Origin of the sequence: Nonomuraea sp. NEAU-A123 (assembly GCF_018603905.1) — a bacterium.
Lineage (GTDB): Bacteria > Actinomycetota > Actinomycetes > Streptosporangiales > Streptosporangiaceae > Nonomuraea.
Map to the genome: position 1 here is coordinate 246,573 of NZ_JAHFZZ010000016.1, position 21,655 is coordinate 268,227.

Below are 21,655 nucleotides of genomic sequence, written 5' to 3' on the forward strand. Positions count from 1 at the left end.
GCCATGACCACGCAGTCCCCCGCCGTGCCGCCCCTGACCCTCGGACCGAGGCTGATCCGGGCCGAGATCCTCGTGGTGTTCTCCGTCTCGCTGGGGGCCAGCGCCCTCGTGGCGCTCGTCCGGCTGATCGGCGCGCTCACGGCGCCCCGGGAACTGAAGGGGCAGCAGGCCGTACTCGTCGGATCACTGGCTCCCGGACGGCCCTGGCTGGACCTGACGTTGCAGCTCGTCGGCATCGCGATCAACGTGGCCCCGGTCGGGCTCGTCGCCTACCTGCTGGTCCGTTCCGGCGAGTCGATGCGGTCCATCGGCGTCGATCTCCGTGAGCCACGGCGCGACCTGGTGCGCGGCGCCCTGCTCGCGGCCGCGATCGGCGGGACGGGGCTGGCCTTCTACCTGGCCGTGTACGCCGCCGGGATCAACCTCAACGTCGTGGCCGGCGGGCTGCCCGAGGTGTGGTGGCGGATCCCGGTCCTGCTGCTGGCCGCCGCGCAGAACGGCGTGCTCGAAGAGGTGCTCGTCAGCGGCTACCTGCTGCGCCGGCTGGAGCAGGCGGGATGGGCGCCCTGGCGCTCGGTGGTGGTGGCGGCGCTGCTGCGCGGCTCGTACCACCTCTACCAGGGGTTCGGCGGCTTCGTCGGCAACGTGGTGATGGGGCTGGTGTTCGGCCGCCTGTACCAGCGCTGGGGCCGGGCCATGCCGCTCGTCATCGCGCACACGCTCATCGACGCCGTCGCCTTCGCCGGTTACGCCGCCCTGCACGGCCGGGTGAGCTGGCTTCCCTGAGTACGGCTTACTCATGCGGTCCGCGCCCACGGATCGCACAGTCGGGATGACGAGAAGTCCCGATATGAGGAGAGAAACGACCATGGGCATGCAGAGGCTCGCCGCCGCGGCGGCCGCGTCGTCACTACTGTCGCTGGGCCTGCTGATCACGGCCACGGCACCCGCCTCGGCGGGATCGGCGGCGGCCGCGTGCGGCGGCGCGGACGACACAGTCAGGACGCCCCAGTGGTACCGGCAGCAGTATCCGGACTGGACCGACAGCCGGATCAAGGCCGCGGTCACGCTCAACGAGGGGTTCGCCTCCGCCAGCATCCGCTGCCTGGTGAACGCCGAGCGGACGAAGGCCGGGCTCGCCCCGGTGGAGGACACCCTGCGTCTGTACAACGCGGCCGACGCTCACGTGAAGGCGGCCATCCAGCAGAAGTGGTGGGTGGACGGCGCCAACTGGCACGTCAACCCGAGCACCGGGTCCACCGTGGCCAGCAGGATACGCGCGGCGGGCTACTGCCCCTCGGGCACGTGGCAGGCGCTGGAGAACGTCTACGCCGGCTGGGGCACCGCGTACGCGACGCCCCGGGCGGCGGTGCGCTGGTGGATGAGCAGCGCCTCCCACCGGCAGAACATCCTCAACCCGCAGATGAAGCAGACCGGCATCTCGGTACGCAACGGGAGCGCGCGCCCGGGTGTCACCTCCACCATCACCCTGGTGACGACGGAGGTGTTCGGCTTCTGCCGATGAAAACCCCGTCGTCGGCATCGCCGGCTTCGTGTTCAAGATGCTCGCCGTCCCTTACCCGGACGGCGATCCGGCCAAGGCCCGCCAGGCCGCCGCCGCCTGGGCGCGGCTCGCGGACCCGCGGCTGCTGTCGAAACTGCTCGAGCACAACATCGCCAGGATCCTGCTGAGCAAGCTCACCGAATACAGCATCGGCAGCGCTTTCTTCGCCGTCGGAGATGTGAGCGTGGTGGCCGGGGTGAAAGCGCTGCGCAGCGACGACACGGGTGACGCATGGCTCCTGACCCTGACCCGAAACCGCCGGAAACGGTTACCGTCACTCCTCAGGGCGGCCCGTACGATTCGCTCTGGGACATCGCCGAGCAGCTCTTCGAGAATGGCGCCCTCTGGGGCGGCATTTACCAGGCGAACCGCGATCTCCTCGACGATCCCGGCGCACTACGTCCGGGAATGCGGCTGCGCCTGCCGATGGAGATCTATCCGGGCCATATCAGGTCCGCCGCCGGCGGGTTCGACACCGAGAAACACGACCTCGGCGAATTCGTCAACGCGGTGGCGGCGGAACTGAACGCCATCGGGAATTTCTGGGGCGGCGGCAAGGAAGGGACGATGTTCTTCAAAGGTGAAGGCGGCGGCATGGGATACGAGGCCGTGACCAGCCAGATCATCGAGGGCGTCGACGTCCTTCAGGACGCCCATCACGCGATCCCCAAGCGCCTGCGGCTCATGGCCGACCGGGTCCAGGTCGCCGACTGGGACAACGTGACCACCGTGCTGTCCGCACTCCCCGCCCCGGATCCCGACAAGCGGATCTGGGGCGCGGGCTGAGCCGCTAGGAGGAGCGGGAAAGCACGGAGCGGACGGCCTCCGTCGTACGGCCGACCACGGCCGCGCCGTCTCCGGCGGTGATGATCGGGCGCTGGATGAGGATCGGGTGGCTGGCCAGCGCCTTGATCCAGCGATTGCGGTTCGCGGCGTCGCGGGGCCAGTCGGCGATGCCGAGGTCGGCGGCCGTGGTCTCGCCGAAGCGGGTGATGTCCCAGGGCTCGAGGCGGAGCCTGGTGAGCACCTCGCGGAGTTCGAGCTCATTGGGCGGATCATCGAGGTAGCGGCGAATGGTGTATTCGGCGTTCTCGGTGTCCAGGAGTTGCAGCGCGGAGTGGCACTTGGAGCAGTCGGGGTTGATCCAGATCTCCATGCTGACTTCCTTTGGGGATGCGAGGAGCGCGGAGCCGTCCGGCAAGGCGTCCCATGGAGAAACAGGAGGCGCACTGAACGTGACCTGCCCCCTATTTCACTAGCAAGTGTTAGCCATACGGATTACCACGTCAAGCGCCGCTAAATAGCCATCCGGCGCTCGAATGGCCCCGTGACCAGGGGCGAGGCGGCTGAGAGAACCGCCGCCATCTCCCCCGAGCTTGATCCGCCCCGGGGCCCGATCCTGCCCTGTCGAGCCGTTACGCAGGCCACGGCACAGAGCAGTCCGGTTACCGAGCGTGATCGCGCGGCCGTTTCCGTGAAAAAAATGCCGGACCCGGATTCCGGCCGGAAAGGCCAGTGTCAGCAGGGGTTCCCGACGCCTCTGGGATCACTTTGGTTTACCCACATCACAGATTGATGTCCGAAATTTCATGACAGAGGGCACCTGGCACCGACAGAATGCGGAACGCCCACCCGCCGTCCACTCCATACGGAGGACACCCATATGCGTAGACGCCTAGGGGTACTCGCTGGCTTCGTGAGCCTGGCAGCCCTCGGTGCGCCGATCGCCACGGCCGACGCCGCAACGGTGCCGCGAACCGCATGTCGCGTGACCGTGGCCAAGCCGCAGGTCACCACCGCCGGCAAGATCCAGGCTTCCGCCACCCGGCAGGGCTGCGAAGGCACCGCCCTGGTCCGCGTCCGCATCAAGCGCGCGGTGCCCGGCCCCGACCGGACCGTCAAGAGCGCGTCGGGCAGGGGCGTCAGCCCGCGGGTCACCGTCGCGCTGCCGTGCACCCCCGGTGTCTACTACGCGTTCGTCACCGACTACCGCGGCAACACCGGCAAGTCCCGGCCGGTCCGGCTGCCGTCCTGCGCGCCGACCACGCCTACGCCCACCCCGACGGGCACACCGTCCCCCACGGGGTCTCCCACGTCGTCGCCGACGTCCACCCCCACGGCCACCGGCACGCCGTCGACGAACACGGTCGGAACGGCCGACGAGAACGAGGTCGTACGGCTGACCAACGCGGAGCGGGCCAAGGGTGGCTGCCAGCCGCTCAAGCATGACGCCCAACTGCGCACGGCCGCCTTCGGCCACTCCTCCGACATGGCGACCAAGAACTACTTCAGCCACACCTCGCAGGACGGCCGCAGCTTCCTGGACCGCATCCGCGCGGCGGGCTTCACCGGCGGAACGGGCTGGGCCGAGAACATCGCCATGGGCCAGCCGACCCCGGCGTCCGTGGTCACCGGCTGGATGAACAGCGCGGGCCACAAGGCCAACATCATGAACTGCAAGTACAACCTCATCGGCGTCGGCGCGGCCAAGAACTCCCGGGGCCAGATCTACTGGACCCAGGACTTCGCCGCCAAGTAGCGGCCGCCCGAGAAGAACGATGCCCCGCGGCCGGCCGCCCGGCCGCGGGGCATCACCTCAGGCCTGACGCCACTCCGCGACGCTGCCGGGCTCGTGCAGGTGCAGGTCGGGCGCGCCCTCCAGGGCCTTCTCCTCGCCACCGGGCGTGTACGTGACGATCAGGCGCAACGGCCGCCAGGTCGAGTTGAACGTCGAGTGGTAGGCGCCCGCCGGGATGTGCACGGTGTCACCCTCCTTGATCGGGAACGGCTCACCGTCGTCGACCATCTGCGACGCCTCGCCGGAGATGACGTAGATGATCTCCTCGGCGTTCGGGTGGTTGTGCCGGGCATGCCCCTGACCGGGGTTGATGATGACCTCGCCCAGTGTGCTGCTCGCCCCCTCGATGGCCGACGGGGTGACGAACCACTTGATGGACCCCCAGTCGAAGGCCATCGTGGGCACGGTGTCCGGACTGACGTGCATGGCGTCTCCTCAGAAGTTCAGTGCTTTGAAGGCTCGTACCTGGTCGGTGATGGCCCGCTCCGTGGGCAGCCGCTCGACGGACGAGGCGCCGAAGAAGCCCACCACGCCCTGGGTGCGCGACAGGACATAGGCGGCGTCCTCGGGCTCGGCGATCGGGCCGCCGTGGCAGAGCACGAGGATGTCGGGCCGCACGGCCGCCGCGGCGTCGCGCATGGCCTGCACCCGGGTCACGGCCTCATCCAGGGTCAGGGCGGTGCCCGCCCCGATGCTGCCCTTGGTGGTCAGCCCGACGTGCGGGACCAGCACGTCGGCGCCGGCCTCGGCCATGGCGCGGGCCTGCTCCTCGTCGAAGACGTAAGGAGCGGTGACCAGGTCGCGCTCGTGGGCCAGCCGGACCATCTCCACTTCCAGCTCGTAACCCATGCCGGTCTCTTCCAGGTTCTGCCGGAAGACCCCGTCGTACAGACCCACGGTGGGGAAGTTCTGCACGCCCGCGAAGCCCATCGCGGCGAGCTGGTCGAGGAAGCGCGGCATGACCCGGAACGGGTCGGTGCCGCAGACGCCCGCGAGGACCGGGGTGTCGGCGACGACGGGCAGCACCTCGGACGCCATCTCGACGACGATCTGGTTCGCGTCGCCGTAGGGCAGCAGCCCGGCCAGTGAGCCGCGCCCGGCCATCCGGTAGCGGCCGGAGTTGTAGATGATGATCAGATCGACGCCGCCGGCCTCGGCGCACTTGGCCGACAGGCCCGTGCCCGCGCCCGCGCCGATCACCGGCCGCCCCTCCGCGACGGTCCGGCGGAGCCTGGCCAGCACCTCCTGCCTGGTCACGAGGGATCCCCTCCCGAGATGAGGCTGTGCAGCCGCTCGGCCATCGTCCGGCCGAACTCCGGATCGTTGATGTGCAGGTCGAGCCGCTCGGTCGCGGGGAAGACGGCCAGCGCCTCGAAGCAGGCCTCGTCGGCCTTGGGGTCGTGGAAGTCCATGCCCGGCGCGTCCAGGGCGGACACGCCCCGCTGCGGGATGAACAGCTCCGTCGGGCCGGTCGCCGCGCTGAGCTTGGCGGCCATCCGAGCACCCAGCTCGGCCATCTCCTCCGGCGTGGTGCGCATCAGCGTGACGGTCGGGTTGTGCACGTACAGCAGCCGATCCGCGAACCGCGCGGGCACGGTGTCGCGCGGGCCGAAGTTGACCATGTCCAGGGCGCCGGGGGCGACCACCTGCGGCACGCCGTTCGCGCCCGCCGCCGTCAGCCGCTCGGGACCCGCTGACAGGACCCCGCCGACCAGGTCGTCGGCCAGCTCGGTGGTGGTCAGGTCCAGCACCCCGGCCAGCAGCCCGCTCGCCGCCAGCCCCTCCAGCGCCCGGCCGCCCGAACCGGTCGCGTGGAAGACCAGCACCTCGTAACCGAGCTCGTCCAGCCGCTCGCGCGCCGCGTCCACGGCGGGCGTGGTCACGCCGAACATCGACGCACCGATCAGCGGCCGATCCCCGCTCTGCGCGGTCCGCACCGCCCTGGCCAACTGGTGCGCCTTGGCCATGCCGGCCGCGGCGGCCGCCGCGTTGCCGAGAATCGCCCGCGAGACCCAGTTGATGCCCGCGATGTCGACCACGCTGTACATCAGCATGACGTCCCTGGCCCCGACGTACGGCGACACATCACCCGACGCCATCGTGGACACGATCAGCTTGGGCAGGCCGATGGGCAGGTCGCGGACCGCCCGCGCGGCGATCGACGACCCGCCGCTGCCGCCCACGGCCAGCACCGCGTCGACCCGGCCCGCGCCATGCAGCTCGGCCATGATCACCGCCGCGCCCTCGCCCATCGCGGTGACGGCGGCCCCGCGGTCGCCCCCCTCCTGGAGCGCCCGCAGGTCACCTCCGGCCGCGTCGGCCACCCGCTCGTTGGAGACGTCGGGCAGCAGGTTGACGCCGGGCTCGCGCACTCCCGTGTCGACCACGAGCACGTCGCTGCCCAGCTCCACCAGCCGGTTGCGCAGCCAGGCGTACTCGTCGCCCTTGGTGTCGAGCGTCCCGATCAGTACGACGGTCGGCATCTCACGCCACACCCCTCTGTTCGAAGACCTTCTTCGCCACGTTGATCGCGTTGATCGCCCTGGGGAACCCCGCGTACTGAACGCAGTGGATGATCACTTCGACGATCTCTCCCGGCGTGAGGCCCACGTTGAGCCCCGCGTTGATGTGCCCGGTGAGCTGAGGTTCAACGCCACCGATGTTGACCAGCGAGGCGATCGAGGCGATCTGCCGCTGTTCGAGGTCCAGTCCGGGGCGTGAGTAGATCTCGCCGAAGTTGAACTCCACGCCGTAGCGCCCGAGGTCGGCGCCGGGCCCGGACAGCATGTCCAGCAGCCGGTCGGCGGCCCCGCGATCATCGACCGGTCCACGCCGGCCGCGGCCGTCACGGCCATGCGCGGCCACATGAACGCCGCCAGCGGCCGCCTGCACCGCTCCTTGCAGGACGACTCCCCACAGGACGACGAAACCTGACAATCCGCGCGGGCCGCCTCGTCGTCGGACGGCCCATGCGGTATGTTGATCAACGTCGGTTGAACGACGGCTGAGGCGCCGGTGAGTAGGGAAGGGAGCGAGGAGCGTATGACCGCCCGTTGGGTGGCCGCTGTGCGCGGCATCTCCTCCCCTGTCCTTACGGGCTGCCCGGGAGCCGGTCAACGCCGCTGAGCTCGGCCGTTCTCCGCGGGAGCCCTCTGTTCCGATGAAGGGTTCCGTTGAACATCACACCGTCGACCATCACACCGCGGGCGGAGACGCCCGGGGACGCCGCTGCCATCCGCGCGGTGAACCTGTCGGCCTTCCCCACCCCACTGGAAGCCGACCTCGTCGAGGCGCTGCGCCTCGATCCGGCCTGGATTCGCGGTCTGTCCTGGGTGGGGGTCTCCCCTGAGGGGGAAGTCGTCGCCTATGCCCTGCTCACCCGCTGCCACATCGGGCAGGCGTCCGCGCTGGCCCTCGGGCCGGTGGCCGTTTCGCAGGCCGTACAGCGGCAGGGGGCGGGTGCGGCAGTGACCCGGGCGGCACTTCAGGCGGCCCGCGAGCGGGGTGAGAGCGCCGTGGTCGTGCTCGGGCATCCCGAGTACTATCCGCGGTTCGGCTTCACCATCGCCTCCGGGCACGGCATCGGCGTGTCCTTCGACGTGCCGGACGAGGCGCTGATGGCCATGTCGCTGGACGGGAGCCCGCTGCCGGCGGGCACCATCAGGTACGCGCCGCCGTTCGGCGTATGATCCCGCGCCGCGCCGCCGTACCAGGTGTTCTGGTACGGCGGCGCGGCGCCCACGCGGGACCGGTCACGGGGACACGGCCGGTCCGCGGCGCGGGTTGATTCCGCGACGAGGGTCTACTTGCCCTCGTGGCGGTGGTCATCGCGGTGGGCGCCGCTGCTCACGACGGTGAACGTGGCGGTGGCGACCCGGTTGCCGACCTTGACGGACACGGTCTTGGTGCCGGGCTTGGCGTGGGCCGGCACGGTCAGGGTCTTGGTGACCTTCCGCTGGTCGAGGGACACGCGGTAGCTCTTGCCCTCGGGGCTCGTGATCGTGGCCGCGCCGCCCGCCGAAGCGCCCTTGACGACGATGGTCACCCCGTAGGAGGCACCCTGCTTGACGCGGGTCGGGTTGACCGACACGTCGAGGGAGGTGCGGTCCCGCCGCTTGGTCTCCTGCACGTAGAGGGTGTCAGCCGTGGGGGTGGGGCGGCTGGTCTTCACCGGTGCGGTCGGCGGGGTGGTCCTCGGGCCCGGCGTGATCGTCGTGGTGGGCTGCGGCTTGGCGGTGTCGGCGAAGGCGCCGCCCGCGAACGGCAGAGCGATGAGGGCGGTGGCGGCAGCGGTCACGGTGAGGGGCTTGATGAAGCGCACTGAGATCAACGTCCAATCGTGGATGACCCGGCCGAACCCCCGATGAATTCGGCCCCGGAGGTCATCCGCACGCCTTGAACTCTGCCTACGCAACATTAGAGCCGTCTGATATGCCGCTTTGATTTATCTATGTCGGGTTAACATAAGGCGGCCGCGGAGCCGGGGCCGCCCGCGCTCACTGTCGGGCGATCCTGTCGCCCCGATGGCGAGGTGACGACCGAAGGCGGAACAGCGGCGGTCGAGACGCTCCCCGCGGCGCGGGTGGAGTTCTGATCAAGGCGGAACGGCAGTTGTCTCCTGACCCAAACACGGGGCCCGGCCAGGGGAAGCGCCGGTGATTTTCCGTTCCACCAGGCAGGTCCCAAGATCTGCCATTTTTCATGAGGGAGTACGAGAGGCCACGTGCTAGCGTGGCAGCTGTTGCAGTTTTGGTACCCACGAACTCTGTGCGCGCCCGACGGGGTTTGCCCCCCGAAGGCGTGTTGTTTTCACCCGGTCATTTCCGGATGGGTCATTGCGGCGACATGGGATTCGTGACCTGCGAGTTCCAGCTCTGCGCCTATCAAGGGAGATCGACATGGCGACTGGCACCGTGAAGTGGTTCAACTCGGAAAAGGGCTTCGGCTTCATCCAGCAGGACGGCGGCGGCGCCGACGTCTTCGCCCACTACTCGAACATCGCCGCCCAGGGCTTCCGCGAGCTGCAGGAAGGCCAGAAGGTGAGCTTCGACATCACGCAGGGCCAGAAGGGCCCGCAGGCCGAGAACATCGTTCCGGTCTGATCACCACGCATCATCTCGACGAGCCGGGGTCCGCAGGTGCGGGCCCCGGTTCGCGTGTGTCAGGCTAAAAATGGCCCAAGAAACCTGGATCAGGAGAAGCGCCGGTAGGTGATCGGCCCGTGCTGGACCGCCACCTCTCCCACCCTGACGTTCGCCCCCGGGTGCGGCGCGTGGATCATCTTGCCGTCGCCTATGTAGACCCCCACGTGATCGGGCGGGGCGCCGAAGAAGACGATGTCACCGGGCTGCGGCGGCCCCGAGATCGGCTGCCCGCTCGCCTGGTATCCGGCCGCCGTGGTGTCACCGATCTTGATGCCCGCCTGGTTCAGCGAGTAGTAGACGAGCCCGCTGCAGTCGAAGGCGTTCGGGCCGTTGGCGCCCCAGACGTACGGCTTGCCGAGGTGCTGCCGCGTGGCGTTGACGATGTCCGCGCCGGTGCCGCCGCCCGGCACGTACGGCACGGCCTGAGCGGTCCCGCCCCCACCCCCGCCCCCGGAAGACGCGGCCGTCGGGGACCCGCCGGCCGGGCTCGACGCGGAGACGGGGCTGGAGCCGCTGCCGTCCGCACTCGCCAGCGACGTCGTCTGCCAGTCGGGGAGCGGCGTCCGGTCCCAGTGGACGGTGTGTCCCGGCGCGGGCACGAACGTCTGGTCGCCGGGCGCCTTGATGGCCGCGAACGTCGCCTCGCGATCGTCCCAATGGCCGCCGATCGTCTTCACGGCCTGGTTCACGGCCTTGTTGGCGGAGTTGAGGTGCACCGTCGCGTCCTCGACCGCGTCGGAGACGTGCGACGAGAGCGCCTTGTCGAACTCCGCCTGCGTGGCGTGGGGGTGGGCGGTCTTGTAGGCGCTGGCCTTGTCGAGGACGTCACCGCAGATCCCGCGTACCTTCGAGGCGGACGTCTCCAGCGCTTGGGCGACGTTGTCGAGGACCGTCGCGCTGTCGGTCATGGCGTCGTAGAGCGCGCCGCCGGCCGTGGAGTAGCGGCTCATGTACTTGTCGAAGGCGTCGGCGGAATCGCCCTGCCAGGCCGTGTTGACGCCCTTGACGGCAGTGCCGAGCCGGCCGACGTACTCGCCGGTCTTGCCGCCCGCGCCGCGCCATCGCTTGGCGACGTCGCGGACCGCGCCGGGATCGCCGCTGACCCGCTCCAGGATGCGCGCCAGCACGTCGCCGCCGGGCAGATCGCCGAGCTCCACACTCACCCCTGATCCGCGCCCGAGGACTTGTTGGCCGCACGGACGTTGTCGACCACCTTCTCCAGAGCCCGCTCGACGCCCTGGAGCTTGTGCTGGGCCTGCCCGAGCTCGCCTGAAACGCCCTTCTCGATCTTGTCGAGGACGGCGGCCAGCGAGGCGGAGCCAGTCAGGTCACCGAAGAGCTTGGAGTCGGCGGTCTTGGCCGGATACTGGCCCGCGAGGTCGGCGAACTCCTTGGACAGCCGGTTCGCCGACGACTGGCAGTCTTCGAGCGCCTGGCGGTGAAGGTCGACCTTCGCCATCAGCGATCCTCCAGGGGCACGACGCACTGATCAAATTGAGCATTCACCACAAGTAGCTGATCGTATCGGAATGGCCCTTATTCAGGCATAAAAGCCGCACTTATCGCGCCGATCTCTCAGCCTCCCGACATCGGGCGGCCCAGCAGGCTGGTGGCCACGGCCGCCAGGTAGGGGGCGACGTCATCGGACGTGGCCGTGGCCAGGGCCGGAGTGGCGACGACGGAGCGCAGGATGCCGATGCCGACCAGCCAGGCGCTGAGCAGCTCCGCCCGCAGCTCCTTGTCCGGCCCGTCGACCAGCTCCTCCAGGGCCCGGACGTAGGTGCCGCACACCTCCTCGCGGATGCGCTGCCTGGTGTCCTCGTGCGCCGACGAGCGCAGCATGGCGACGAGGGGATGTTCGCCGCCGTACCGCGACCAGTCCTGGAAGACGACCGAGCGCAGCATCCGGGCGACCAGCTCCTCCGGCGGCCCGTCGAGCAGGTCGGCGGGCACCTCGCCGGTGGCCGTGGCCTCGTCGAAGAGCCGCTTTTTGGAGCCGAAGTAGCGGAAGATCAGCGTAGGATCCACGCCCGAGTCGCGGGCTATGTCGCGCACGCTCGTCCCGTCGTACCCCTCGCGGGCGAACCGCAGCCTGGCGACCTCCAGCAGCTTCGCCCTGGTGGCCTCCCGGTCCCTCTTACGCGTCTCGGTCACGCCGCCCCTCCTGAGTCATCGACCGTTGACATTGTAGGCAGCGCGCGGCTACTGTCCACTCAAGTCACCGTTCGATGACTTGAGGAGGATAAATGAGGAAATTTGTGGTGGCGGGGGGCACGTTCGGGATGGGGCGGGGGCTGGCCCTGCACTACCTCGGGCAAGGTGACCAGGTGACGATCGTGGGGAGCGATCCGGAGAGGGGGCGGCAGGTCCTCGACGAGGCCGGGCGGCTCGGCGCCCGGGACCGGGCCGCGTTCATCCAGGCCGACCTGACCTCCGTGGCCGAGAACCGGCGCGTGATCGAGACGGTCAAGGCGACGCACGACTCGCTCGACGGCCTGGTCAACACCGCTCTCCGGCACTTCTCCCAGCGGGTGGAAACCCCCGACGGCTTCGAGGGCACGTTCGCGCTGTACTACGTCAGCCGTTTCCTCCTCGGCCACGGCCTGACCGAGCTACTGGAGAAGGGCGACAACCCGGTCATCGTGAACATCTGCGGCGTCGGGATGACCAAGGGCCGGATCCACTGGGACGACCTGTCGCTGAAGCGGGGATTCGGCAGCATGGCGGCCATGCTCCAGGGCGGCCGCGCGACCGACCTGCTCGGCGTCGCCTACGCGGACGTGCACCGGGGCGGCCGGACACGGTACGTCCTGCACCACCCCGGCTTCACCGACAGCGGCACCAGCTCGCTGAAGCAGCCCGCGAAGACGATCGTCCAGGTCCTGGCCAAGGTCTTCGCCCAGCCGGTCGGGAAGAGCATCCAGCCGATCATCGAGCTGATGGACGACCCGTCCGGCCGGGGACTCCTCGCCTACGACCGCCGCAAGCCCGTCGATCCGGGCTTGCCGACCCTGGACCTGGGTGACGCACGCCGCCTGTACGAGCTGACCAGCCACCTGCTGTAAGTCATGGCGCCCAGGGAGCCGCGACGGCCCAGATGGCGTCCTGGTCGTAGCTCTCCGATGATCGTGAGCCGTTTCGCCGCTCCCGGACGTCCTATAGGTATGAGAATCTGGCGGATCGCGCTCGCCCTGATGGTGAGCACCCTCCTGAGCGCCACCATGACAACCGCCGCGCTGGCCACGCCTGTGGCCAAGAAGGTGCTGGTCGAGCTGCGCGAGCAGGGCGGCTTCGCGGGCTTCGACAACCGGGTGATCGTCTACACCAACGGCTGCGTACGACTGAGCCGTCGTACGGGCCCGACCGTCGACAAGTGCCTCACCAGCGGCGAGAAGCGCAAACTGCACGGCGAGCTGAAGAAGCTACGCCTCGGCCACTCCGAGGCCCAGCCGCAGGGAGCCGACTTCCTCAAGTACACGCTCACTTACAAGGGCCACCGCGTCAGCCGTTACACCCTGACCCGCACCTGGACCCCGGTGGTGCATCGGCTGGAGAGGTTCCTCGTGAAGTACTGGGCGCCGGACTGACACACCGCCACAGATATCCCTATTCGCCGTAGGATGCGGGCATACGTGATGAAGGGGGTAGTCGTGCCCGAGGATGAGCAGCCCGCCGGGAAGGTCGACCCGACCGTCCCCAGCGTCGCTCGGATGTACGACTACTTCCTGGGCGGGAAGGACAACTTCTCCGCCGATCGCGAGGCGGCCGAGCACATCGTCCGGATCAGTCTGGAGACCGGCTCGGACATCCGCGAGATCGCCCGGGCCAACCGCGGGTTCCTCATCCGGGCCGTGGAGGAAGCCGCCAAGTCGGGCGTACGGCAGTTCCTCGACATCGGCACCGGCCTGCCCACCCAGAACAACGTGCACCAGGTCGCGCACCGCATCATCCCGGACGCCAAGGTCGTCTACACGGACAACGACCCGATCGTCCTGGTGCACGCCCGTGCCCTGCTCGCCGACAACCCCGACACGGTGATCGTCGATGGCGACACGCGCGACCCGAAGGCCATCCTTGAGGCCGCCGCCGCGCACCTCGACTTCAGCCAGCCGGTCGCCGTGCTCGTCGTCGCGGTGTTCCACTTCCTGGCCGACGACGAGGAGGTGGCCCGCATCGTCCAGACCCTGCGCGAGCCGCTGGTCTCCGGCAGCTACCTGATCATCTCGCACGGGTACATCGAGGAGAACGAGGGCATCCCGGAAAGGCTCGCCGAGGCCCAGGACGTCTACCGGCAGTCCAGCTCGGGCGCGATGATCTGGCGCGACCGCGAGACCGTGCGCGGCTACTTCGACGGCCTCGAACTGCTCGAACCGGGCGTCGTACCCGCGCAGGACTGGCGCAACGACGAGCAGTTCATCCCGCCCGGCCTGGAGAAGGGCGGCGTCCTGGGCGGCGTCGGGCGCGTCCCGTAACGACCTGACCCGCGCCGACCACCCGAGACGCCCGACTGATACGCCTGTACGGCCGGGCACTGACCTCGGTGCGGCCAGGCGCTGACCCTCGGTGCGTCCCGGGGCTGACCTCGGCATGGCCGGGGCTGACCTCAATACGGCAGGGTGACTCCCGAGCCGGGCTCCTCGACCTCGGCCAGAGCCCAGAACAGCAGCGCCACCCCGACCGCTCCCGGATCCGCGACACCCTTGGCCCGGTCGCCCACGTAGCTGGCCCGCCCGAGCCGCGCTCGCAGCTCGGCCGTGCTCCGCGCGCCGTCGGCGGCCGCCTCGGCGGCGCGGGCGAACGCTCCGGCGCCGTCGTCCTCCAGCGCCGCGACGGCGGGCACGAGTGCGTCGACCAGGGTGCAGTCGCCCACCTCGGCCTCGCCCACCCGCTGGATCGCAGCCAGCCCGGCGGACGCGCCCACGGCCCACCGCCGCACGTCACGAACCGCCCCAGCCACGTCCGACCCGGCGCCCGACGCATCGGTGGCCTCGGTGGCCGAGCCGTCGAGAGCCTGGCCCAGTTCGGTGAACAGCAGGCCGAACAGCGGCCCGCTGGTGCCCCCGACGTCGTCGAGGAACACCCGTCCCGCCACGTCGAACCCATGGCCCGCCGTACCGGCCCGATCGAGCTCGTCGATGACGCGGCGCAACCCGGAGCGCAGGTTGTCACCGAAGTCGCCGTCCCCGCTGAGCTGGTCGAGCCGCGTCAGCTCGGCGTGGGCCGCGTCCACCCCGGCGGCGTAGCGGCGTAGTACGGGTGAGGCGGTCATCGGTTCTCCTTGACGACGAGGGCCGGTGTCGTGGCCGGGGCCCGCCACCAGCGGTCCCAGGACGGGTCGAGCCGGGTGAGGGTCAGCGAGAAGCCCGCCATGTCGAGGGCCGGCACGTACGTCCCCACCTGCGAGCCGCGCACGTTCAGCCCGCGCGCCGGCAGCTCGTCCGCCACCTGGTCGAAGATGCTGTACAGCTCGAGCTGGGTGGTCCCGCCGAGCCCGTTGACCAGGACCACGAGGTCGTCGGGACCCGGTGGCAGACCGGCCAGCAGTTCGTCGAGCATCCGGGTGACGAGTTCGCCGACGGGCGGCCGGGTGATCGTCTTGGCCGCCCGCTCGCCGTGGATGCCCACGCCGTACTCCAGCTCGTCGGGCCCCAGCTCGAAGGAGGGCGCGCCGGTCTGCGGCGAGGTCTGGGCCCGTGCCGCCACCGCGAGGCTGCGTGAGGCGGCGGCGAACCGCGTGCCCAGCCCGGCCAGCTCGTCGAGGCCGAGCCCCTCGTCGGCGGCGGCGCCGAGGAGCTTCTCCACGATGACGGTCGCGCCGGTGCCGCGCCGTCCCGTCGCCGTCTCCGCGCTCTCGGTGGCCAGGTCGTCGTCGATCAGCACCCGGCGTACCTCGATGCCGTCGTGCCGCAGGCGCTCGGCGGCGATGCCGAAGTTGATCCGGTCGCCGGTGTAGTTCTTCACGATGTGGATGACGCCGCCGGGACCGGCGGCGGCCCGGCTGGCCTCCAGCACCTGCCGGTTGTGCGGCGAGGCGAACACCTGGCCCGGCGCCACCGCGTCGAGCATCCCCCGGCCGAGGAAACCGCCGTGCAGCGGCTCGTGCCCCGAACCGCCGCCGGACACCAGCCCGACGATCCGGCGCGGATCGCGGTCGCGGGCCCGCAGGAAGACCGGGTCCTGGTTCAGTTCGACGAGGTCGGCGTGCACCCGGGCGAACCCGCGCAGAGCGGGCGCCACGGGATCGCCTTCGGCGAGGAACAGGCTCATTGGATCGACTCCTTGGCTGCGGGCGCTTGCCCAAGCGCCTCGCGGTTCAGCTCGCCCGTGCTCAGTCGGCTCGCCGCCAGGCTGGACAGGGCCGCGATCGCGATCATATAGACGACGAGCCACGTCCAGTGGCCGCCACCCGCCGCGAGCAGCGCGGTGCCCGCCAGCGGGGCGAGCCCTCCGCCGAGCGTGGCCCCCACCTGCTGGGTGACCGACAGGCCCGTGTAGCGGACCTGGACCGGGTAGAGGTTGGCGAACAGCGCCGCCTGCGCGCCGTACATGGCACCGTGGCCGACGGCCAGGCCGAGCACCATGGCCAGCGTCATCAGCGGCAGGCTGCCGGTCTGCACGAGCAGGAAGAACGGCACGGCGAGCAGCACCTGGAACACCGCCCCGCCCACGTACACCTTGCGCCGGCCGATCCGGTCGGACAGCGTTCCGAACAGCGGCAGCGTGACGCACTCGGCCAGGCACGCGATCAGCACGGCCATCAGCACCGGCCCGCGCGGCAGGCCCAGCTCCGTGGTGACGTAGGCGATGGCGACGACGTAGTAGACGTTGAATAGCCCGCTCTCGGCCACCTTGGCGACGATCGACAGCAGCACCTTGCTCGTGTAACCCGCGAACAGCTCCTTGACCGGCAGCCTCTGCACCTCGCGCTCGGCCCGCATCCTGACGAACTCGGGGCTCTCGCTGATGTGCAGCCGGATGTAGAAGCCGACGGCGATCAGCGCGATGCTGGCCAGGAACGGCAGGCGCCAGGCCCACGACTCGTACGCGCCTTCAGGAAGGAACGCGTCCAGCCCCGTGACCAGGGCGACCGGCAGCAGCACGCCGGCCGGGGTGCCGATGTGCACCAGGGAGGTGAAGAAGCCCTGGCGCTGCTTGGGGCTGTACTCCAGCGCCATCAGCACGCCGCCGCCGTACTCACCGCCCATCCCCAGTCCCTGGATCAGCCGGATGAGCACCAGCAGCAGGGGCGCGGCCATGCCGATCGACTCGTACGAGGGGATCAGGCCGATGGCGAAGGTCCCGGTGCCCATCATCAGCATCGTGGTGATGAGGATGTTCTTGCGGCCCAGCCGGTCGCCGAAGTGGCCGAAGATCAGGCCGCCGAGCGGGCGTGCCAGGTAGCCGACGAAGAACGTGGCGAACGCGGCCAACGTGCCGACCAGCGGTATCTCGGCCGGGAAGAAGACCTTGTTGAAGACCAGCGCGGCCGTCGTGGCGTAGAGCGTGAAGTCGTAGTACTCCACGGTCGTGCCGAGGGCGCTGGCCCAGACGACACGTTTGACTGGCGTCCCGCTCTGCATTGGACATTCCTTTCATGTCCGGGTGATAATCTAATATATCAGACACTAGATTTAACGTGGCCGCAATAGCCGGTTCACGAGTTCACGAGGAGGATGTCGATGAGCGACCTGAACCTGCACGGGATGATCTCCACGGTGGTGACCCCGTTCGACGAGAACGACGAGGTGGACCTCGATCTGCTGCGCCAGGAGGTCAAGTACCTGCTGGAGGCGGGGGTCACGGCGATCTGCGCGTGCGGCAGCACCGGCGAGGGCCAGACGCTCTCCCTGGAGGAGAGCCGGGACATCTGCCAGGTCGTGGTCGAGGAGGTCGCCGGGCGGGTGCCGGTGATCGCCGGCGTGATCCAGAACTCCACGGCCCAGGTGATCCGCTACTCGCTGGCGCTGAAGGAGGTGGGCGTCGACGCGTTGCAGATCACGCCGGTGCACTACGTCTTCGCGCCGTCGGCCGAGGAGACCGTGGCGTACTACCGCGAGATCGGGGCCGCGGTGGACCTGCCGATCGTGCTGTACAACGTGGTGCCGTGGGCCCTCGTACCCGTGGACGTGATCGAGCGGCTCGCGGACGTCCCGCAGCTCATAGCCATCAAGCAGAGCGGCGGCGACATGCACCTGCTGGTCGACCTGCTGGCCCGGGTACGTGACCGGTTCACCATCCTGGCCGCGCTCGACGACCTGCACTACCCGGCGTTCGTGCTCGGCGCGCACGGCGCGCTCGCGGCCATCCCGACCGTCACCCCGCGGCTCAGCGTCGAGCTGTGGAACGCCATTCAGGACGGCGATCACGCGCTCGCCCTGAAGCTGCACGAGCGTATTCTCACGGTGTGGCGGGCGATCGACGGCCCCAACCTGCCTGCCACGCTCAAGGCCGCGCTGGAGCTGCAGGGCCGCAACGGAGGACGTCCGCGCAAGCCCTTCGCGCCGGCGAGCCCCGCCGAACGCGAGCGGATCGCGGCGGCCCTCCGCACGGCTAACCTGATCGACTAGACGTCACACATCTGCAGGGAGAGATCGTGCCGGGTCAGTCCGTCAAGCTCTCGAAGAGCTCGTCCCTGGTCGTGGATTCCATCTCGGACCAGCTCTACGGAATCCTGCGCGACCGCATCACCAGCGGGGTGTACGCCCCCGGCTCCCGGTTCGATCCGAACGCGGTGGCCACGGAGTTCGGCGTCTCGCGTACCCCGGTCCGCGAGGCGCTCGCCCGCCTGGAACACGACCAGCTCATCGAGACGCGCCCTCGGTCGGGAACGTTCGTGGCCCGGCCGGGCGTCACCGACGTCCACGAGGTCTGCCAGCTACGCAAGGGCATCGAGTGGCTGGCGACCGGCATCGCCGCCGCCGTCATGCCGCTCCCCCAGATCGCCGAGCTCCGCGCCGAGGTCGTCGAGGCCCTGGCGGACGCCGAGAAGGGCGACTACGAGCCGTTCTTCGCCAGTGACACCCGCCTGCACACCGAGATCGTGGCGGCCACCGGCAACGAGCGGCTCATCCGGGTCCGTTCCTCCACGGAGCCGTTCGTGCAGTGGCTGCGTGTGCTGGGCGCCACCGGCTCCCACCGGATCGCCGGCTCCACCCGCCGCCACCTGGAGATCCTCGACGCCATGGCGGGCCGCGACGTCGCCGCCGCGCAGGCGGCCGCCGCGATCCACCTGGACGAGGTCGAGGAGTGGACGGTGGCCGACATGGAGTCGCACGCCATCACGACCTGACGCGCTTGGTAGGGCCAGCACCACCCCGATAGGGCAGCGAGCGGGAGCGATCTGGAAGGCGGCGGCTCGTAACGTTCTTGGCATGACGACCCTCCGGCACCGCATCGCCACCGACACCCGCTACGTGCTGCTCGGCTTCCCCACCGCCGTGATCTCCTTCGTCCTGGTCGTGGCCGGCGTAGCGGCCGGAGTGGGCAGTGCCGTGGCGTTCGTCGGCCTGCCCATCCTGGCCGCGGCCGCCGCCATGGCGCGCAACTTCGCCGACGTCGAGCGCGTGCTGCTGCCCGACGTACTCGGCCGCCGCCTCGCGCGCCCCCGCTACCGTCAGGCACCGGCGGACGCCGGTTGGTTCCGCCGCACCATGAACCCGCTGACCAGCGGGCAGGCGGCGCTGGACATCCTGCACACCATCGTCGCCTTCCCCATCGCCATCGCCACCTTCGTCGTCACCGTCGTCTGGTGGGCGGGGGCGATCGCCGGGCTGACGTTCCCGCTCTACGGCTGGATCATCGCCCGCATCCCCGGCTACAGCGGCGACCTGCCGGGGATGCTCGGCCTCGGCAGTGACCTCACCACCCTCGTGGTCTTCAACACCGTGCTCGGCGTCCTGTTCGCGCTGACCCTGCTGCCGGTCGTGCGCGGCGCCGCCCTCGTCAAGGCCAGCCTCGCCCAGGCGATGCTGACCCGTCCCGCGTACGACGAGCGCCCCGCGACCATCCCGGCGCACCGGTTCGCCGCCGGAGTGTGAGATCATCCCCGCACCCGCTGATTGAACCTGGACCAAGTGCGGGCCGTACACCATCAAGACAGCTCAGGACGCTCCCACGGGCATGTCGCGGAGGTATCCGTGCCGGTGAATCGCCAGCTGTTCGTGAGTGGCCTGGCCTTGGCCATGGTCGCCGCGTGCAGCCCTGCCGGGACACCATCCCAGGACGGTGCCTGGTCGGTGGGCTCCCTACCGCGGACGACCGCCTCACCGGCCGCACCGGCGCAGGGCGAACTGACCCAGGCCGAGGCCGCACTCGTCCTCGACCGCTACCGCGAGCAGCTGCAACAGGCCAGGCTGCAGGACGGAGCCGGACTGGAGGCGTCGAGCACCGGCCTGACGCTGGAAATCGACCGGGCCATACTCCGGCTCGCCAAGCTGCGCGGCGACCGGCTCGGCGCCCTTCCCCCCCTCACCAGCACGCGGTTCGTCATCCCGAAGAACCCCCCCGGAGCCCGCTGGTTCCTGGCCGAGATCACCGAGCGGGGCGAGGACGACCGGACCCAGCTCATCCTCCAGGAGACCTCCGACGGCTGGCGCCTGGTCGCCCGGACGAGCACGCCGCTCCAGGGCCCCGCCCTACCCATCGCCGTCGACGACGAGGGGCGGGCGACCGCGGTGTCCGCCGACGCCACCGCGAAGCTCGCGATCGCCCCCCGCGTGATGGCCGCCGCGCACGCGCGTTCCCTGGCCACCAACGGCAAGGACGCCCGGGCCAACCGCCTCCTGGGCGCGGGCCCCTACACCACCCAGTCCACCACCGCCCGCCTCGCCGACCTGCGCCTTCTGCGCGGCCAGTGGGACGTACGCGACCGCACCCAGGTGGTCCCGTCGATCTACGCGCTGCGCGCCACGGGAGGAGGGGCCGTCGTCTGGTACGGCGTACGGGAGCAGCAGGTCTTCGTCGCCCGCCCCAAAGCCGCGACCCTCACCTTCACCCGGCCGGAGCCCGCCGTGCTGAGCGGCAAGAAGGAGTTCCGCAGCCGGGTCATCCTGGTTCAGGCCAGCTGGTTCGCGGCCGTCGTGCCTGCTTCGGCACCGAAGAAAACGCGAGTCGTCGCCGACTGGACCGCCCAGATCAGCGTCACCGGCGACTGACCGCTTTTGCTCTATGATCTTTGAAGTCCGGCCAGTAGCTTTTGCACATGACGCCCACGCAGCTTCGCGCGTTCGCGGCCGTGGTGCGGCTCGGGTCGGTCAAGCAGGCGGCCGCGGAGCTCGACGTGTCGGAGGCGGCCGTCTCCCTGCACGTCGGTCAGCTGCGCAAGGAGCTCGGTGACCGGCTGTTCACCAGGACCGCTGCCGGGCTGGCGTTCACGCCCGGCGGGTTACGGCTGGCGAGCAGGGCGGCGGAGATGCTCAGCCTGCAGGAGCGCACGATCATCGAGGTGAGCCAGGCCGGGCGCGGCCGCAGGCTGCTGCGCGTCGCCGCGTCGAGCCTGTTCGCCGAGTACGCGGCGCCCGGGCTGATCGGGCTGTTCGCCGGGCGGGCCGCCGACCTCGACGTGGAGCTGAGCGTGCACGACCCGCGGCGGTTCGGGTCTTTGCTCCGCTCGCGGACCGTGGACGTGGCGATCGGCCCCCATCCGGGCGGCGGCGCGGACGAGACGCTGTCCTGCAAACCGTTCCTGAACTACCAGCTCGTCGTCGTATGCGGGCCCGAGCACCCGCTCGCCGGGCGCGACGTCGGCGCGCACCAGCTCCGCGACCAGGTATGGCTGCTCGGCCCCTCGGCCGCGACCGACCTCGGCGCCGTACCGACGATGCTGCGCAAGCTCAACGTGCCCGAACACCACCAGCAGATCTACCAGAGCCACGCCGCCGCCCTGGAGCAGGCGCAGCGCAACAGCGGCGTGGCCCCGGCGATCTCGTTCGCGGTGGCGCAGGACCTCGCCAACGGCCGGCTGGTCCGCGTCGCCGGCCCGTCACTGCGGTTCGACGGCGGCTGGGTCACGATGACCCTGTCCGAGGGCGGCGTGGCACCGGCAGCGGCCGAACTGGTCCGTTTCGTCACCACCCCCCGCGCCACCCAGGCCATGCTCCGCGGCCCCGGCGTGAACGTGGGCCGCTTCCGCCCGTCCATCCACATCACGTTGTGGAGTTGAGCGTTTCAGCGGATTCTGGCGTGGAACCCCGGGCGTTTACGCCCGGGAGGAAACGACAGCGCGGGAGGGCCTCCCGGCCCGAGTGGTGTAGTAGCGGGCAGGTCTGGATAGGCAGATCAGCCGGGTCGTTTCTGGTTCTCGATGTACTCCTTGATGATCGATAGTGGGGCACCGCCGCAGGAGGCGGCGAAGTAGGACGGGGACCAGAA

General features: G+C 70.0%; 27 protein-coding genes. 14 read left to right on the top strand and 13 right to left on the bottom strand.

What is annotated here, in order from left to right:
* Positions 1 to 3: 3 nt before the first annotated feature.
* The 3 genes from KLK06_RS40220 to KLK06_RS40230 all read left to right on the top strand — a co-directional run bounded on the left by KLK06_RS40220 (position 4) and on the right by KLK06_RS40230 (position 2,350).
* Positions 4 to 786, top strand: coding sequence for a CPBP family intramembrane glutamic endopeptidase (locus tag KLK06_RS40220; protein WP_214640915.1), 783 nt, complete (start codon positions 4 to 6; stop codon positions 784 to 786).
* 82 nt (positions 787 to 868) lie between these two features.
* Positions 869 to 1,525, top strand: coding sequence for a CAP domain-containing protein (locus KLK06_RS40225; RefSeq protein WP_214640916.1), 657 nt, complete (start codon positions 869 to 871; stop codon positions 1,523 to 1,525).
* 270 nt (positions 1,526 to 1,795) lie between these two features.
* Complete coding sequence (locus KLK06_RS40230) at positions 1,796 to 2,350, top strand: LysM peptidoglycan-binding domain-containing protein (RefSeq protein ID WP_214640917.1); 555 nt, start codon at positions 1,796 to 1,798, stop codon at positions 2,348 to 2,350.
* 4 nt (positions 2,351 to 2,354) lie between these two features.
* Here the strand turns inward: KLK06_RS40230 and KLK06_RS40235 are convergent, their stop codons facing one another.
* Positions 2,355 to 2,720 carry an ArsC/Spx/MgsR family protein gene (locus tag KLK06_RS40235; protein WP_214640918.1) on the bottom strand — a complete coding sequence of 122 codons (366 nt, stop codon included), beginning with the start codon at positions 2,718 to 2,720 and terminating at the stop codon, positions 2,355 to 2,357.
* Between the two features lie 540 nt (positions 2,721 to 3,260).
* On the opposite strand from KLK06_RS40235, the gene KLK06_RS40240 reads away from it, so the two are divergent.
* Positions 3,261 to 4,103, top strand: a complete 843-nt coding sequence (locus KLK06_RS40240; protein WP_308168673.1) for a CAP domain-containing protein — start codon at positions 3,261 to 3,263, stop codon at positions 4,101 to 4,103.
* A 57-nt stretch (positions 4,104 to 4,160) separates the two neighbouring features.
* Here the strand turns inward: KLK06_RS40240 and KLK06_RS40245 are convergent, their stop codons facing one another.
* Genes KLK06_RS40245 through KLK06_RS40260 form a run of 4 tightly spaced genes read right to left on the bottom strand, consistent with a single transcriptional unit; the run spans position 4,161 to position 7,034 of the window.
* Positions 4,161 to 4,568 carry a cupin domain-containing protein gene (locus KLK06_RS40245; RefSeq protein ID WP_214640920.1) on the bottom strand — a complete coding sequence of 136 codons (408 nt, stop codon included), beginning with the start codon at positions 4,566 to 4,568 and terminating at the stop codon, positions 4,161 to 4,163.
* Positions 4,569 to 4,577: 9 nt separating this feature from the next.
* On the bottom strand, positions 4,578 to 5,399 hold the full coding sequence (locus tag KLK06_RS40250) for a phosphoenolpyruvate hydrolase family protein (protein ID WP_214640921.1): 822 nt from the start codon (positions 5,397 to 5,399) through the stop codon (positions 4,578 to 4,580).
* Positions 5,396 to 6,625, bottom strand: coding sequence for a Tm-1-like ATP-binding domain-containing protein (locus tag KLK06_RS40255; protein ID WP_214640922.1), 1,230 nt, complete (start codon positions 6,623 to 6,625; stop codon positions 5,396 to 5,398). Before KLK06_RS40255 ends, KLK06_RS40250 begins: the two co-directional genes overlap by 4 nt.
* Position 6,626: 1 nt before the next feature.
* A complete protein-coding gene (locus tag KLK06_RS40260) occupies positions 6,627 to 7,034 on the bottom strand; it encodes a carboxymuconolactone decarboxylase family protein (RefSeq protein WP_214640923.1) in 408 nt (135 codons plus the stop codon).
* A gap of 281 nt (positions 7,035 to 7,315) precedes the next feature.
* On the opposite strand from KLK06_RS40260, the gene KLK06_RS40265 reads away from it, so the two are divergent.
* Positions 7,316 to 7,831: a GNAT family N-acetyltransferase gene (locus KLK06_RS40265; RefSeq protein WP_214640924.1), complete on the top strand. Its 516-nt coding sequence runs from the start codon at positions 7,316 to 7,318 to the stop codon at positions 7,829 to 7,831.
* A gap of 113 nt (positions 7,832 to 7,944) precedes the next feature.
* Here the strand turns inward: KLK06_RS40265 and KLK06_RS40270 are convergent, their stop codons facing one another.
* On the bottom strand, positions 7,945 to 8,472 hold the full coding sequence (locus KLK06_RS40270) for a hypothetical protein (protein WP_214640925.1): 528 nt from the start codon (positions 8,470 to 8,472) through the stop codon (positions 7,945 to 7,947).
* Positions 8,473 to 9,040: 568 nt separating this feature from the next.
* Here KLK06_RS40270 and KLK06_RS40275 point away from each other — a divergent pair.
* Positions 9,041 to 9,244, top strand: a complete 204-nt coding sequence (locus tag KLK06_RS40275) for a cold-shock protein (protein WP_214640926.1) — start codon at positions 9,041 to 9,043, stop codon at positions 9,242 to 9,244.
* A gap of 89 nt (positions 9,245 to 9,333) precedes the next feature.
* On the opposite strand, the gene KLK06_RS40280 is transcribed toward KLK06_RS40275, so the two are convergent.
* From KLK06_RS40280 to KLK06_RS40290, 3 genes are all read right to left on the bottom strand, one after another.
* The gene (locus tag KLK06_RS40280; protein ID WP_214640927.1) at positions 9,334 to 10,449 is read right to left on the bottom strand and encodes an NlpC/P60 family protein; all 1,116 of its coding nucleotides are present in this window, start codon (positions 10,447 to 10,449) and stop codon (positions 9,334 to 9,336) included.
* Positions 10,446 to 10,745 (bottom strand): hypothetical protein, encoded by a 300-nt coding sequence (locus tag KLK06_RS40285; protein WP_214640928.1) that lies wholly within the window; start codon positions 10,743 to 10,745, stop codon positions 10,446 to 10,448. Before KLK06_RS40285 ends, KLK06_RS40280 begins: the two co-directional genes overlap by 4 nt.
* Before the next feature lie 116 nt (positions 10,746 to 10,861).
* The gene (locus KLK06_RS40290; RefSeq protein ID WP_214640929.1) at positions 10,862 to 11,440 is read right to left on the bottom strand and encodes a TetR family transcriptional regulator; all 579 of its coding nucleotides are present in this window, start codon (positions 11,438 to 11,440) and stop codon (positions 10,862 to 10,864) included.
* 92 nt (positions 11,441 to 11,532) lie between these two features.
* Here KLK06_RS40290 and KLK06_RS40295 point away from each other — a divergent pair, with 92 nt between their 5' ends.
* The 3 genes from KLK06_RS40295 to KLK06_RS40305 all read left to right on the top strand — a co-directional run bounded on the left by KLK06_RS40295 (position 11,533) and on the right by KLK06_RS40305 (position 13,758).
* Positions 11,533 to 12,351 carry an SDR family NAD(P)-dependent oxidoreductase gene (locus tag KLK06_RS40295; RefSeq protein ID WP_214640930.1) on the top strand — a complete coding sequence of 273 codons (819 nt, stop codon included), beginning with the start codon at positions 11,533 to 11,535 and terminating at the stop codon, positions 12,349 to 12,351.
* Positions 12,352 to 12,450: 99 nt separating this feature from the next.
* Positions 12,451 to 12,873, top strand: a complete 423-nt coding sequence (locus KLK06_RS40300) for a hypothetical protein (RefSeq protein WP_214640931.1) — start codon at positions 12,451 to 12,453, stop codon at positions 12,871 to 12,873.
* A gap of 63 nt (positions 12,874 to 12,936) precedes the next feature.
* Entirely contained in the window at positions 12,937 to 13,758 is an 822-nt protein-coding gene (locus KLK06_RS40305) for an SAM-dependent methyltransferase (RefSeq protein ID WP_308168674.1), read from the top strand.
* A gap of 131 nt (positions 13,759 to 13,889) precedes the next feature.
* On the opposite strand, the gene KLK06_RS40310 is transcribed toward KLK06_RS40305, so the two are convergent.
* Genes KLK06_RS40310 through KLK06_RS40320 form a run of 3 tightly spaced genes read right to left on the bottom strand, consistent with a single transcriptional unit; the run spans position 13,890 to position 16,866 of the window.
* Entirely contained in the window at positions 13,890 to 14,555 is a 666-nt protein-coding gene (locus tag KLK06_RS40310) for a DAK2 domain-containing protein (protein ID WP_214640932.1), read from the bottom strand.
* Positions 14,552 to 15,553 (bottom strand): dihydroxyacetone kinase subunit DhaK, encoded by a 1,002-nt coding sequence (locus tag KLK06_RS40315; RefSeq protein WP_250906719.1) that lies wholly within the window; start codon positions 15,551 to 15,553, stop codon positions 14,552 to 14,554. The genes KLK06_RS40310 and KLK06_RS40315 overlap by 4 nt, the downstream gene beginning before the upstream one ends.
* Complete coding sequence (locus KLK06_RS40320) at positions 15,550 to 16,866, bottom strand: MFS transporter (protein ID WP_214640933.1); 1,317 nt, start codon at positions 16,864 to 16,866, stop codon at positions 15,550 to 15,552. The genes KLK06_RS40315 and KLK06_RS40320 overlap by 4 nt, the downstream gene beginning before the upstream one ends.
* A gap of 99 nt (positions 16,867 to 16,965) precedes the next feature.
* Here KLK06_RS40320 and KLK06_RS40325 point away from each other — a divergent pair, with 99 nt between their 5' ends.
* From KLK06_RS40325 to KLK06_RS40345, 5 genes are all read left to right on the top strand, one after another.
* Entirely contained in the window at positions 16,966 to 17,853 is an 888-nt protein-coding gene (locus KLK06_RS40325) for a dihydrodipicolinate synthase family protein (protein WP_214640934.1), read from the top strand.
* Between the two features lie 26 nt (positions 17,854 to 17,879).
* Positions 17,880 to 18,575: a GntR family transcriptional regulator gene (locus tag KLK06_RS40330; RefSeq protein WP_214640935.1), complete on the top strand. Its 696-nt coding sequence runs from the start codon at positions 17,880 to 17,882 to the stop codon at positions 18,573 to 18,575.
* An 82-nt stretch (positions 18,576 to 18,657) separates the two neighbouring features.
* Positions 18,658 to 19,323 carry a sensor domain-containing protein gene (locus tag KLK06_RS40335; RefSeq protein ID WP_214640936.1) on the top strand — a complete coding sequence of 222 codons (666 nt, stop codon included), beginning with the start codon at positions 18,658 to 18,660 and terminating at the stop codon, positions 19,321 to 19,323.
* Positions 19,324 to 19,422: 99 nt separating this feature from the next.
* Positions 19,423 to 20,439 carry a hypothetical protein gene (locus tag KLK06_RS40340; RefSeq protein ID WP_214640937.1) on the top strand — a complete coding sequence of 339 codons (1,017 nt, stop codon included), beginning with the start codon at positions 19,423 to 19,425 and terminating at the stop codon, positions 20,437 to 20,439.
* Between the two features lie 47 nt (positions 20,440 to 20,486).
* Complete coding sequence (locus KLK06_RS40345; protein ID WP_214640938.1) at positions 20,487 to 21,446, top strand: LysR family transcriptional regulator; 960 nt, start codon at positions 20,487 to 20,489, stop codon at positions 21,444 to 21,446.
* A gap of 116 nt (positions 21,447 to 21,562) precedes the next feature.
* On the opposite strand, the gene KLK06_RS40350 is transcribed toward KLK06_RS40345, so the two are convergent.
* On the bottom strand, positions 21,563 to 21,655 hold a 93-nt coding region (locus tag KLK06_RS40350; RefSeq protein ID WP_214640960.1), incomplete at its 5' end, for a transposase.